Here is a 13,728-nt window from a genome sequence, read left to right as displayed (position 1 = left end):
TCTCCGCAAACGTAGGATCAGACGGTGCCGTCGGATCAGAAGCCGGTACCCATCTGGAACTGGAAGCGCTCCAGGCGGTCGCCCGGCAGCGAGTTCAAGGGTTTAGCATAACTCAACTTGAGCGGGCCGACCGGGGAAATCCACGACAGGCCGATACCGGCCGAGTAGCGCAGCTCGTTAAAGCGCGGCTTGGTTTTCTCCTGCCACACCTGGCCGCCGTCGGCGAACACGAACCAGCGCAGGCTGCGGTCGGTGCCGCTGCCCGGGAACGGGAACTGCAGCTCGGCGTTGCCGATCACGCGTTTGGTGCCGCCCAGCGGGTTGTTGAACTGGTCGACCACGCCCAGCGTCGAGCTTTCATAGCCGCGCACCGAGCCGATGCCGCCCGCATAGAAGTTCTTGAAGATCGGGTACGGGTGGCCGCCGATGCCGTGGCCGTAGTCGGCCTCGCCACGCAGGGCCAGCGTCATCCAGCGCGTGAGGGGCCGGTACCACTGGTGTTCGTAGATCGCGCGGTAGTACTTGGAGTCGCCGATCGCGTCCACCTCGAGGTTGGCGCGCTGGTAGCGGCCGGTGGTCGGGGTGATGGCGCTGTCGCGCGAATCGCGGCCCCACGCAACGGTCAGCGGGATCGCGTAGGTGCGAGCCGTGCCCACGCCGCTTGCCGGGCCGCCGTTCTGGGCCACGAACTGCTGGTACAGCGGCGGGCTGGTCTCGTCGGTCTCGATCAGGGTCTTTTCAGCGCCGATGCCGAAGAACACGGTGTCGGTGTCGGAGAACGGCACGCCGAAGGTGATGTTGCCGCCCTGCTGGCGCACGGTGAACGAGCCGACGTAGGCCGCCGGCGGACGCGAAGTGCGCAGGTACAGCTGGAACGCGCGCGAGATGCCGTCGTCGGTGAAGTACGGGTTGGTTTGCGAGAAGGCGATCGTGCGGTTGTACTTCGACGTATTCAGTTCGACGCCGACCGTGTTGCCGCTGCCGGCGAAGTTCTGCTGCTGCACCGAGGCCGTGAAGGTGAACTTTTCGGCCTGCGAGAACGCGCCGCCGATCATGAAGTTACCGGTCGGCTTTTCGGTGACCTCGAAGTTCACGTCCACCTGGTCCGAGGTGCCCTGCGATTCGGGCGTGTCGACCTTGACGTCCTTGAAGTAGCCGAGGCGGTCCACGCGATCGCGCGAGAGCTTGACCTTGTCCGCGTTGTACCACGAGCTTTCGAACTGGCGGAATTCGCGGCGGATCACTTCGTCACGGGTGGTGGTGTTGCCCGAAATGGTCATGTGGCGCACGTAGGCGCGCTTGCCCGGATCGACGAAGAAGGTGAAGGCCACCTGGCGCTTGGCGCGGTCGATCTCGGGGTTGGCGGTCACGTTGGCGAAGGCATAGCCAAAGGTGCCCAGGCGCGCGGCGATGCGCTTGTTCGACGCCTCTTGCGCGGCGCCGGAATAGGTCTGGCCCGGGCGCAGCAGGATCAGCTGGCGCAGCTCTTCCTCGCGGCCGAACATCTCGCCATCGAGCTTCACGCTGGAGACGGTGTACTTCTCGCCTTCGGTGATGTTGATGGTCAGGTAGATGTCCTTCTTGTCCGGCGTGATCGCGACCTGGGTCGATTCGACGTTGGCCTCGAGATAGCCGTGATCCAGGTACCAGGACTTGATGGCTTCGATGTCGCCGGTCAGCTTGGTCTTGGAGTACTGGTCGGCCTTGGAGTACCAGGTGAACCAGCCGGAGGTGGACAGCTGCAGCAGCTCGCGCAGCTGCTTGTCGCTGAAGGCCTTGTTGCCGACGATGTTGATCTGCCGGATCTTGGCGACGTCGCCCTCGTCCACGTTGAACATGATGTTCACGCGATTGCGCTCGATCGGGGTGACGGTGGTGGTGATCTTCACGCCATACAGGCCGTGCGACAGGTACTGGCGCTTGAGCTCCTGCTCCGCGCGGTCCACGGAGGCCTTGTCGAAGATCTTGGTCTCGCCCACGCCGATTTCCTTGAGCGCCTTGACCAGCATGTCCTTTTCGAATTCCTTGGTGCCGGTGAAGTCCACCGAAGCGATCGCCGGGCGCTCCTCGACCAGCACCACCAGCACGCCGTTTTCCTCTTCCAGGCGCACGTCCTTGAAGAAGCCGGTCGCATACAGCGCCTTGATGGCGGCGGTGGCCTTGTCGTCATCGAAGGTTTCGCCCACGCGCACCGGCAGATAGCTGAACACGGTGCCCGCTTCCGTCCGCTGGATGCCTTCGACCCGGATGTCCTTGACCTTGAACGGGGCGGCGGCTTGCGCCTGGCTGGCGCACACGGCCAGCACGGCGGCGCCAATGAGGCTGCGGCGGATGAACGGCGGGGCAAAACTATTCGATTGTAATTTCATTGGGGTTATTCAATGGGTCAGTCATCGGACAAACGGCGTATTCTAACGCCTGCGCTGGTGCAGCCCTACAGCAGCCGCGCAAGGTCGTTGAAAACGGCGAGCGCCATCAGCATGAACAGCAGGCCTACCCCCGCGCGTTGGACCATCTCTCCGATCCGTTCGGGCACGGGGCGCCCTGTCAAAACTTCCAGCGAATAATACAGCAAATGGCCACCATCCAGAACCGGAATTGGTAACAGATTCATTACACCCAGACTGATGCTGATGAAGGCGATAAAGCGCAAGAAGACCGACAATCCGGCATGTGCGCTCTGGCCCGCGGCATCGGCAATGGTGATCGGGCCGGCCACGTTCTTCCACGAGACTTCGCCGGTGATCATCTTGCCGATCATCTTGAGCATCATGGTGGCCTGCCCCCAGGTTTCGCTGGCCGCGTGGCGCAGCGCCGAAAGCGGCCCGTAGGCGACGGTCACGATCTCCGGCTGCACGCCCACCATGGCCTTGATCATGCCGCGCCCCGATGCCTCGTCGCGGTCGGGCGTTACCGCCACTTCCATCGGCACGCCATCGCGGGTAACGGACAGGCGCAGCACACGGCCCGCGGACTGGCGCACCACCTGGGTCAGCGCAATCCAGTCGGAAACTGCCTTGCCGTCGATGGCGGTGACCAGGTCGCCCTTGCGCAGGCCGGCTTTGGCGGCCGCGCCGCCTGCCACCACCTCGCCCAGCATCGCGGGCGGGCGCCACATGTCCATGCCCAATGCGCCCAGCACGTCGTTGTCCACGTCCAGTTTGGCCATCGCGGCGGCCGGGATGGTGGCGCGGTAGCTGCCGCCGCCGGCGCCGCGCAGTTCGAGCTGCGCCTCGCGCTTGTCCACGGCGGCGTTGAGGATTTCCCAGCGCAGCTCGGACAGCGAGCGCACCGGATCGCCGTTGACCGCGGTGACGGTGTCGCCGGCGCGCATGCCGGCCTGGTACGCCGCGCTGGCGTTCGGGTTCACGTACAGGCGCGCGCTCGGCTCCTGCACGCCATGCATGAACAGCGCGGCAAACAGCACGATCGCCAGCAGGAAGTTGGCCAGCGGCCCGGCGGCGATGATGGCCATGCGCTTGGCCGCGCTTTGCGACGTGAATTCGCGCGCCAGCTCCGCCTCGTCGCGCGGCGCGGTGGACGGGTCGCGCTTGTCGAGCATCTTGACGTAGCCGCCGATCGGGAGCGCCGACAGCGCCCATTCGGTCTGGTCGCGGCCGAAGCGGCGCATCCAGACGATCTTGCCCATGCCGACCGAGAAACGCAGCACCTTCACGCCGCACAGGCGGGCGACGGCGTAGTGCCCCAGCTCGTGGAACACCACCAGGGGGCCCAGGGCCAGCAGGAAGGCCAGTACGGTATAAATGAGGTTCATGGCATCAAGCCCTCGCAAGACCCGCAACCACGCGCTCGGCAGCGGCACGGGCGCGCGCATCCTGTTCCATCACGGCTTCGATCGACGCGGCTGCGCCATGCGCGATCTCGTCCATCACGCGGCCGATCACGCGGTCGATGTCACGAAAACCGATGCGGCGGTCGAGGAAGGCCTGCACCGCCACTTCGTTGGCGGCATTGAGCAGCGCCGGCGCCGTGCCGCCGTCGCGCAGCGCTTCGAAGGCGAGCGCCAGGCACGGGAAGCGCTGGTAGTCGGGACGGTGGAACTGCAGCGAAGCCATCCGGGTCAGGTCGAGCTGGCCAACGCCCGACTCGATCCGCTCGGGGAACGCCAGCGCGTGCGCGATCGGAGTGCGCATGTCCGGGTTGCCCAGCTGTGCAACCACGGAACCGTCAACGTACGAGACCATCGAGTGGATCACCGATTGCGGGTGGATCACGACCTCGATCATCTCGGCCGGCGCGCCGAACAGCCAGTGCGCCTCTATCACTTCCAGGCCCTTGTTCATCATGGTCGCCGAGTCCACCGAGATCTTGCGGCCCATGACCCAGTTCGGGTGCTTGCACGCTTCCTCGGGCGTCACGTCTTCGAGCGTGTCGACGGCGCGGTTCAGGAACGGGCCGCCGGAAGCGGTGAGCAGGATGCGCGCGACACCCGAGTCGCCCGGCTGGCGCGCGTACGACTGCGGCAGCGACTGGAAGATCGCATTGTGTTCGCTGTCGATCGGCAGCAGCGTGGCCTTGTGCTCCTTGACCGCGTCCATGAACAGCTGGCCGGACATGACCAGCGCCTCCTTGTTCGCGAGCAGGACCTTCTTGCCCGCGCGCGCGGCGGCCAGCGTGGGCGCCAGGCCGGCGCCGCCGACGATGGCCGCCATCACGGTGTCGGTGTCCGGGCTGGCGGCGACGTCGCACAGCGCCTGCGCGCCGTATTCGACGCTGGTGGGCAGGTCGGCGATCAGCTGCGCCAGGCGCTGCGCGGCTTCGGCCGTGCCGACCACCGCGCGCGCCGGACGGAACGCGCGGCACTGCGCGGCCAGTTCGTCCACGCGGCCGTGCGCGGTGAGCGCATGGACCTGGTATTTTTCGGGGTGACGCGCGAGCACGTCGAGTGTCGAGGCGCCGATCGAGCCGGTGGCGCCGAGAATGGTGATGCGTTGCATTGTGAAGCTCCTTTTAGAGCCAGGCGCCGATCAACGCCGCCAATGGCAATACCGGGATCAGTGCATCGATCCGGTCCAGCACCCCGCCGTGGCCGGGCAGCAGGTTGCTGCTGTCCTTCATGCCAGCGCGGCGCTTGAGCTGTGATTCGAACAGGTCGCCCACCACACTGGCGGCGACGATGAGGATGAGTACCGCCAGCAGCGCGGCCCAGCCCAGCCGGGCCACGGTGCGCGCGGCGAAGGTGTCGGCCAGCGCCTGGCCGCCGAACAGCACGGTGAGCGAGGCGATGACCAGCACCGCGATGCCGCCGCCGACCGCGCCTTCCCACGACTTGCCGGGCGAGATGGACGGCGCCAGCTTGCGCCTGCCGAACGCCTTGCCGGCAAAGTAGGCGCCGATGTCGGCGATCCAGACCAGCGCCATCACCGACAGCAGGTACAGCGGCGAATGCTGGAACAGCGCGACGATCGCGGCAAAGCAGCCGACGATGGCGATCGCGTAGGTGACCGACAGCAGCGTGTTGCCGCCGGCATCGAGCGGCGGCAGGCCGATCTTGAGCGAAGGCGCCAGCCGCAGCAGCCAGATCAGCACGCTGATGGCGAACCAGAAGGTCAGGTTGCCGGGCCCCTGCACGAAGAAGCCGTAGGCAAACGCCGCGGTCCAGAAACCGGCCACCACCAGTGCGCTGTTGGAGGCAGGGTTAAACAGCCGGAAGGCTTCCCAGATCGCCGCGCCGAAAAATACCGTGGCCACCACGGCGAACGCCGTGTAGCTGTTGAAGTACAGGATGGGCAGCAGCACTGCCAGCAGCACGACCGCCGTGATGACCCGGGTTTTCAGCATCAGCTTTTCTTTGCCACTTGTTCGCCGGTGCGGCCGAAACGGCGCTCGCGGCTCTGGTAGGACGCGATCGCCGCGTCGAGCGACTGGCTGTCGAAATCCGGCCAGAAGGTGTCGGTGAAATACAGCTCGGAGTACGCCAGCTGCCACAGCAGGAAGTTGGAGATGCGCTCCTCGCCGCCGGTGCGGATGAACAGGTCGGGCTCGGGCGCGTAGGCCATGGCCAGGTGCGGCGCCAGCATCTCTTCGGTAAAGTCGGTGGCGCCGGGATTGGCCGCGACCATCTTGCCGGTTGCCTGCATGATGTCCCAGCGGCCGCCGTAGTTGGCGCACACGGTCACCGTCAGGCGCGTGTTGTTGGCGGTCTTGCGCATGGCGCCGGCGATCATCTCCTGCAGCTTGGGGTCGAAGCGCGACAGGTCGCCCACCACCTTCAGGCGGATATTGTTGGCGTGCATCTTCGACACCTCACGCTCGAGCGCGGTGACGAACAGGCGCATCAACAGCGACACTTCCTCCTGCGGGCGGCGCCAGTTTTCGGACGAGAACGCGAACAGGGTCAGGTACTCGATGCCCCGCTCCACGCACGCCTCGACCACGGTGCGCACCGCTTCCACGCCCTTGACGTGGCCCGCCACGCGCGGCAACAGCCGCTTGGTTGCCCAGCGCCCGTTGCCATCCATGATGATGGCGACGTGGCGCGGCACCAGCGGCGTGTCGGGAACTGCGGTCGTCGAACTTTTGAAAATCATATATCGGGACCCGGAGGCGATACAAAAAGAAAGGACGGACCGGGCGGGCCATACTGGCCAGGCCGGTCCGCTGCGGACGCGCGAGGCGCCAGGATTATACGGTCAGGACTTCTTTTTCTTTTTCCCCAACGAGCTTGTCGATATCGGCCACGAATTTGTCGGTCAGCTTCTGGATCTCGTCCTGGGAGCGACGTTCCTCGTCTTCCGAGATCGCCTTGTCTTTGACCATTTTCTTGAGCTGTTCGTTGGCGTCGCGGCGAATGTTACGCACGGCGATCTTGGCGTCTTCCGCTTCCGACTTGCACAGCTTGACCATTTCCTTGCGGCGCTCTTCGGTCAGCGGCGGGGTCGGCACGCGGATCATCTCGCCGAACGACGACGGGTTCAGGCCCAGGTCCGATTCGCGGATCGCTTTTTCGATGACGGCCAGCATCTTCTTTTCCCACGGCTGCACGCCGATCGTGCGCGCGTCCAGCAGGGTCAGGTTGGCCACGCCCGACAGCGGGGTCGGCGAACCGTAGTAGTCCACCATCACGTGGTCGAGGATGCCGGTATGGGCGCGGCCGGTGCGGACCTTCGCCAGGTCATTCTTCAGGGTCTCGATCGACTTGTTCATCCGATCCTGGGCGTTCTTCTTCACGTCAGCTACAGACATGCTGCTCTCCTGAGTTCTAAACTTAAATTTTCTGTTAAACGTGTACCAGTGTACCTTCGTCTTCGCCCATGATCACGCGCTTGAGCGCACCAGGTTTGACGATGGAAAACACCTTGATCGGCAGCTTCTGGTCGCGGCACAGGGCGAACGCGGTCGCATCCATCACCTGCAGGTTCTTCGAGATCGCCTCGTCGAACGAAATCGATTCATAGCGGGTAGCGTGCGGATCCTTCTTCGGATCGGCAGTATATACGCCATCGACCTTGGTTGCCTTCAAAACAATTTCGGCGGAGATTTCCGAGCCGCGCAACGCGGCCGCGGTGTCGGTGGTGAAGAAGGGGTTGCCGGTGCCTGCGGCGAACACGACGACCTTGCCTTCTTCCAGATACTGCAGCGCTTTCGGGCGCACGTAGGGCTCGACCACCTGCTCGATGGCGATCGCGCTCATGACGCGCGCGGTGATGCCCTGCTGGCGCATGGCGTCGGCCAGGGCCAGCGCGTTCATCACGGTGGCCAGCATGCCCATGTAGTCGGCGGTGGCGCGGTCCATGCCTTGCGCGCCGGGCGCCACGCCGCGGAAGATGTTGCCACCGCCGATCACGACCGCCAACTGCACCCCCATGTTTGCCACTTCGGCCACGTCGGCGACCATGCGCTCGATGGTGGCGCGATTGATGCCGAACGGGTCGTCGCCCATCAGCGCTTCGCCGGACAGTTTAAGGAGGACTCGTTGATAGGCGGGTTTGGTCATGATGGTGCGCTCTCCTTAATGTGTTGTTACGAAATTCGGGTCTGGCCGCTGGCGGCGGCCTCACCTGCGGCGGGCGCAGGTGGAGTGTATTGCCTTGGCCCGCGCCTGCCGCTCCGGCGTCCCCGCACAGGCGGGGACCCATAGACCATCTGCAGTATTCGCGCCAGCCACAGGGCGGCATACTCAGCATGGGTTCCCGCCTGCGCGGGAACGACGGCCCCAGGGCCACGGGTCAAAAAAACGGGCCTCGCGGCCCGTTTTCCATTTTACTGCTTGGAAGCAGCCATCTGTGCTGCGACTTCTGCTGCGAAGTCGTCGACTTTCTTTTCGATGCCCTCGCCTACCACGTACATCACGAACGATTTGACGTTCGCGTTGGCCGCTTTCAGCATTTGCTCGACCGACTGCTTGTCGTTCTTCACGAATGCCTGGTTCAGCAGCGACACTTCTTTCAGGAACTTCTGCACCGAACCGTCGATACGCTTGGCGACGATCTCGGCCGATTGCGGCTGCTTGCCTTCGGCGACGGCCTTGTCGGCGTCTTCCTGGGCTTTGAGCTGGGCAACCGAACGCTCTTTCTCGATCAGCTCGGCCGGCACTTGATCCGACGACAGCGAGACCGGCTTCATGGCGGCGATGTGCATCGCCACGTCCTTGCCGACCTGGTCGTCGGCGCCTTCGAACTCGACGATCACGCCGATGCGCGCGCCGTGCAGGTACGAAGCCAGCTTGGCGCTGGTGTCGAAACGCTTGAAGCGGCGCACGGTCATATTCTCGCCGATTTTACCGATCAGCGCGGTGCGCACGTCGTCGAAGGTCTTGCCGTCCACCGGCAGGGCAGCCAGGGCAGCGACGTCGGCCGGGTTGTTCTCGGCGACCAGCTTGGCAGCCAGGTTGGCCATGGCCAGGAACTCTTCGTTCTTGGCGACGAAGTCGGTTTCGCTGTTGATTTCGACCAGCGCGCCGATGTTGCCGGCGATGTAAGCGGCCACCACGCCTTCAGCGGTGATGCGGGCGGCGGCCTTCGATGCCTTGCCGCCCAGCTTGACGCGCAGGATCTCTTCGGCACGCGCCATGTCGCCTTCGGCTTCGGTCAGTGCTTTTTTGCATTCCATCATCGGGGCGTCGGTCTTGGCGCGCAGTTCGCCAACCATCGCTGCAGTAATCGCTGCCATGTTGTTTTCTCCTAAATTAGAATCCAGGGTGCGGATCGCGCATCGGGGCGCGTGCCGCGTTTGTTCTGCTTAAAAAAAGGGGAGGCAAGGCCCCCCTTCGGTCAGTGGGCAGGCGCGCGGCCTGCCCTGCAATTATGCTTGCTCGGAAACTTCGACGAATTCGTCGCCGCCCTTGACCATCTCGACCACTTCGTTGGTCGCGTTGGCACGGCCTTCCAGGATCGCATCGGCCACGCCGCGTGCGTACAGGGTGATCGCCTTCGACGAGTCGTCGTTGCCCGGGATCACGTGGGTCACGCCTTCCGGCGAGTGGTTGGTGTCAACCACGCCGATGACCGGGATGCCCAGCTTGCCGGCTTCGGTGACGGCGCCCTTGTGGTAGCCGACGTCCACGACGAAGATCGCGTCCGGCACGCCGTTCAGGTCCTTGATGCCGCCGATCGACTTTTGCAGCTTGTCCAGCTCGCGGTTGAACATCAGGGCTTCTTTCTTCGACATTTTGTCGACTTCGCCCGACTCGATGGCAGCTTCCATGTCTTTCAGGCGCTTGATCGAGGTCTTGATGGTCTTGAAGTTGGTCAGCATGCCGCCCAGCCAGCGCTGGTCAACATAGGGCACGCCGGCGCGTTGCGCTTCAGCGGCGATGATGTCGCGGGCCTGGCGCTTGGTGCCCACCAGCAGGATGGTGCCGCGGTTGGCAGCGATCTGCTTGATGGTTTTCATCGCATCCTGGTACATCGCCATGGTTTTTTCCAGGTTGATGATGTGGATTTTGTTGCGATGACCAAAGATGAACGGGGCCATCTTCGGGTTCCAGAAACGGGTCTGGTGGCCGAAGTGAACACCGGCTTCCAGCATTTCGCGCATAGTAACGGACATTGAATTTCTCCAGGGTTAAGTCTTGAACAGGCCCAGTCACCTTTGCAGGCACCCTTTGTCGGACGCTGTTCGCGATTTGATAAAAAGACGCTTTTGAGGGCGTTGCTCGAAGTGAAATCAAGCAACCCGAGATTCTAGCCGGATTCGGGGTCTTTTTCAAGCATGCGCGCGCCCCTGCCCCGGCCGCCAGCCGCGCCCCGGGGCAGCCGCGGACAAGATGCCGTATAATGGCATGAATTTTTAGCACGGTGCGGCCCCCCGGCGCGCGGCCGTGCCTTTCCTTTTCCTGATTGTGACCCCTATGCCCATTTCCATCAAAACCCCGGAAGAAATCGAAGGCATGCGCGTGGCCGGCCGCCTGGCCTCCGAAGTGCTCGACTACATCACGCCCTTCATCAAGCCGGGCGTGACCACGGGCGAACTCGACCGCCTGTGCCACGAGTACATGGTCAACGTGCAGGGCACGGTGCCGGCCCCGCTGAACTACGCGCCGCCGGGCTACACCCCGTACCCGAAAGCGATCTGCACCTCGGTCAACGACGTGATCTGCCACGGCATCCCGGGCGACAAGGTGCTCAAGAACGGCGACGCGCTCAACATCGACATCACCGTCATCAAGGACGGCTTCCATGGCGACACCAGCCGCATGTTCTTCGTCGGCGAGCCGTCGATCCTGGCGCGCCGCCTGTCCGACGTGACCTATGAGTGCATGTGGATCGGCATCTCGATGGTCAAGCCGGGCATCCACCTGGGCGACATCGGCCACGCGATCCAGCAGCACGCCGAAAAGAACGGCTACAGCGTGGTGCGCGAGTTCTGCGGCCACGGCATCGGCCGCGTGTTCCACGAAGAGCCGCAGGTGCTGCACTACGGCCGCCCGGGCACCCACGAAAAGCTGGAAACGGGCATGATCTTCACGATCGAGCCGATGATCAACGCCGGCCGCCGCGAGATCCGCGAAATGCCGGACGGCTGGACCATCAAGACCAAGGACCGCAGCCTGTCCGCCCAGTGGGAGCACACGGTGCTGGTGACCGAAACCGGCTACGAAATCCTGACCAAGTCGGCCGGCACCCCGCCGCCGCCGGCCATCGTCCAGCCCAAGGCACAAGCGGCGGCCTGACATGCCAGTCGCCGCGCTGCTCGACCAGGCGCGACCCCGGCTCAAGCAAAAGCTGAAGGCAGAGCGCCAGCACGTCATCGCCGAGTTCCGCCATGACGGCAAGCCCGAAAAGCTGCTGCGCGGCCTGCGCCGCGTGGTGGACGCGGTGCTGGCCGAGGCCTGGCAGGCCGCCGGGCTGCCAGCCGACACGGCGCTGGTGGGCGTGGGCGGCTACGGCCGCGGCGAACTGTTCCCCTACTCCGACGTCGATGTCCTGATCCTGCTGGGCGCGCCGCTGGACGCCCTGACCCAGGCGCGCGTCGAGGGACTGGTGCAGCTGCTCTGGGACCTGGGACTGGAAATCGGCCACAGCATCCGCACCGTGGACGAATGCATGGTCGAGTCCGAGGCCGACATCACGGTGCAAACCAGCCTGCTGGAAGCGCGCCTGGTCACCGGCAGCCAGGCCTTGTTCGCGCAGCTGCAGCGGCGCTACCGCGAGGCGATGGACCCGCAGGCCTTTTTCCAGGCCAAAACCGCCGAAATGCGGCTGCGCCACGCCAAGTACGAATACACCGCATTCGCGCTCGAACCCAATTGCAAGGAGAGCCCGGGCGCGCTGCGCGACCTGCAGGTGATCCTGTGGGTGGCCAAGGCGGCGGGCCTGGCCAACTCGTGGGGCCAGCTGGCCACGCGCGGCCTGATCACGCGCGAGGAAGCGCGCCAGCTGATGGAAAAGGAGCGCGCGTTCAAGGACATCCGCGTGCGCCTGCACCTGCAGACCGGGCGCCGCGAAGACCGCCTGCTGTTCGACGTGCAGACCGCGATCGCCGAGACCTTTGGCCTGACCAACTCCGACGGGGCGGACGCCCGCCGCGCCAGCGAATTTCTGATGCAGCGCTACTACTGGGCCGCCAAGACCGTCACCCAGCTCAACACCATCCTGCTGCAGAACATCGAGGCGCGCCTGTTCCCGCAGCCGACGGTGCCGATGCCGGTCAACCCGCGCTTTAACGAGGTGAACGGCTTCATCGACATCGTGCGCGACGATACCTTCCAGGCCAACCCGTCGGCCGTGCTCGAGATCTTCGTGGTGATGACCGAGCGCCCCGACATCAAGGGCATGACCGCGCGCACCACGCGCGCGCTGTGGCACGCGCGCAAGCAGATCGACGAGGCGTTCCGCGCCGATCCCGCGCACCGCCGCCTGTTCCTGCGCATCCTGCAGGCGCCGCAGGGGCTGGTGCACGCGCTGCGGCGCATGAACGACCTGGGCATTCTGGGGCGCTACCTGCCGACCTTCCGCAACATCATCGGCCAGATGCAGCATGACCTGTTCCACGCCTACACGGTGGACCAGCACATCATGATGGTGGTGCGTAACCTGCGCCGCTTCACCATGCCCGAGCACGCGCACGAATACCCGTTCTGCAGCCAGCTGATCGCCAACTTCCGCGACCGCTGGCTGCTGTACGTGGCCGCGCTGTTTCACGACATCGCCAAGGGCCGCGGGGGCGACCACTCTACCCTCGGGCGCGTGGACGCCGCCCGGTTCTGCCTCGAGCATGGCCTGTCGGAGCAGGACACCGAGCTGGTGCTGTTCCTGGTCGAGCATCACCTGACGATGTCGCAGGTGGCGCAGAAGCAGGACCTGTCCGACCCGGACGTGATCGCCGCGTTCGCCGCGCTGGTGAAGGACGAGCGCCACCTCTCGGCGCTGTACCTGCTGACGGTGGCCGACATCCGCGGCACCAGCCCGAAGGTGTGGAACGCCTGGAAGGCCAAGCTGCTGGAAGACCTGTACAAGATCACGCTGCGCGTGCTGGGCGGCGAGCCGCCGAGCGCGGACCGCGAGCTGCGCGCGCGCCAGCAAGAGGCGCTGGCCACGCTGCGCCTGTTCGGCCTGTCGGCCACCGCGCACGAACAGCTGTGGGACCAGCTCGACGTGGCCTACTTCCTGCGCCACGACGCTTCCGACATCGCATGGCAGACGCGCGCGCTGCACGACAAGGTGGACAGCGCGCGCCCGGTGGTCAAGTGCCGCCTGGCGCCGATCGGCGAAGGGCTGCAGGTGACGGTGTACTGCAAGGACCAGCCCGACCTGTTCGCGCGCATCTGCAGCTACTTCGACCGCAAGAACTTCTCGATCCTGGACGCCAAGATCCACACCACGCGCACCAGGTACGCGCTGGACACCTTCCTGGTGACCGAGCAGACCTTCGCCGGCAGCTACCGCGACATCATCAACCTGATCGAGCACGAGCTGACCGAGCTGCTCACGCGCCAGAGCCCGCTGGGCGCGCCGGTGCGTGGCCGCCTGTCGCGCCTGTCGCGGACCTTCCCGATCCAGCCGACCGTGGAGCTGCGCCCGGACGAGCGCGGCCAGTATTACGTGCTGTCGATCGCGGCCAACGACCGCACCGGCCTGCTGTATTCGGTCGCGCTGGTGCTCACGCGCTACCGTATCAACCTGCACACGGCCAAGATCATGACCCTCGGCGAGCGCGTCGAGGACGTGTTCCTGATCGACGGCGCAGCCCTGTCCAACCCGCGCACCCAGGTGCAGCTCGAGACCGACCTGCTCGAAGCACTCAAGATTTAACCTTCCCCTGCAA

Annotated in this window: 11 protein-coding genes; 2 read left to right on the top strand and 9 right to left on the bottom strand. The window is 65.0% G+C overall.

Annotation, left to right across the window (positions count from 1 at the left end):
• Window positions 1–35: 35 nt before the first annotated feature.
• The 9 genes from bamA to rpsB form a co-directional block, all read right to left on the bottom strand.
• The gene (gene bamA, locus NX773_RS06855; protein WP_258855562.1) at window positions 36–2,369 is read right to left on the bottom strand and encodes an outer membrane protein assembly factor BamA; all 2,334 of its coding nucleotides are present in this window, start codon (window positions 2,367–2,369) and stop codon (window positions 36–38) included.
• 65 nt (window positions 2,370–2,434) lie between these two features.
• Window positions 2,435–3,775, bottom strand: a complete 1,341-nt coding sequence (gene rseP, locus NX773_RS06850; protein ID WP_258855561.1) for an RIP metalloprotease RseP — start codon at window positions 3,773–3,775, stop codon at window positions 2,435–2,437.
• A 4-nt stretch (window positions 3,776–3,779) separates the two neighbouring features.
• A complete protein-coding gene (gene ispC, locus NX773_RS06845; RefSeq protein WP_258855560.1) occupies window positions 3,780–4,958 on the bottom strand; it encodes a 1-deoxy-D-xylulose-5-phosphate reductoisomerase in 1,179 nt (392 codons plus the stop codon).
• A gap of 13 nt (window positions 4,959–4,971) precedes the next feature.
• Window positions 4,972–5,802, bottom strand: coding sequence for a phosphatidate cytidylyltransferase (locus NX773_RS06840; protein WP_258855559.1), 831 nt, complete (start codon window positions 5,800–5,802; stop codon window positions 4,972–4,974).
• Window positions 5,802–6,551 (bottom strand): polyprenyl diphosphate synthase, encoded by a 750-nt coding sequence (gene uppS, locus NX773_RS06835; protein ID WP_258855558.1) that lies wholly within the window; start codon window positions 6,549–6,551, stop codon window positions 5,802–5,804. Before uppS ends, NX773_RS06840 begins: the two co-directional genes overlap by 1 nt.
• Window positions 6,552–6,645: 94 nt before the next feature.
• Window positions 6,646–7,206, bottom strand: coding sequence for a ribosome recycling factor (gene frr, locus NX773_RS06830; protein ID WP_258855557.1), 561 nt, complete (start codon window positions 7,204–7,206; stop codon window positions 6,646–6,648).
• A 34-nt stretch (window positions 7,207–7,240) separates the two neighbouring features.
• Complete coding sequence (gene pyrH / locus NX773_RS06825; RefSeq protein WP_258820333.1) at window positions 7,241–7,957, bottom strand: UMP kinase; 717 nt, start codon at window positions 7,955–7,957, stop codon at window positions 7,241–7,243.
• A 266-nt stretch (window positions 7,958–8,223) separates the two neighbouring features.
• Complete coding sequence (gene tsf / locus NX773_RS06820; protein WP_258855556.1) at window positions 8,224–9,132, bottom strand: translation elongation factor Ts; 909 nt, start codon at window positions 9,130–9,132, stop codon at window positions 8,224–8,226.
• Window positions 9,133–9,264: 132 nt separating this feature from the next.
• Window positions 9,265–10,011, bottom strand: a complete 747-nt coding sequence (gene rpsB / locus NX773_RS06815) for a 30S ribosomal protein S2 (RefSeq protein ID WP_258820335.1) — start codon at window positions 10,009–10,011, stop codon at window positions 9,265–9,267.
• A gap of 301 nt (window positions 10,012–10,312) precedes the next feature.
• Here rpsB and map point away from each other — a divergent pair, with 301 nt between their 5' ends.
• The gene (map, locus tag NX773_RS06810; protein WP_258855555.1) at window positions 10,313–11,134 is read left to right on the top strand and encodes a type I methionyl aminopeptidase; all 822 of its coding nucleotides are present in this window, start codon (window positions 10,313–10,315) and stop codon (window positions 11,132–11,134) included.
• 1 nt (window position 11,135) lies between these two features.
• Window positions 11,136–13,715, top strand: coding sequence for a [protein-PII] uridylyltransferase (locus NX773_RS06805; protein ID WP_258855554.1), 2,580 nt, complete (start codon window positions 11,136–11,138; stop codon window positions 13,713–13,715).
• Window positions 13,716–13,728: the final 13 nt, after the last annotated feature.

It is taken from the genome of Massilia solisilvae (genome assembly GCF_024753215.1).
Lineage (GTDB): Bacteria > Pseudomonadota > Gammaproteobacteria > Burkholderiales > Burkholderiaceae_D > Telluria > Telluria solisilvae.
Note: the sequence above shows the minus strand (reverse complement) of the source record. Positions and strands in the feature narration are given on the sequence as shown.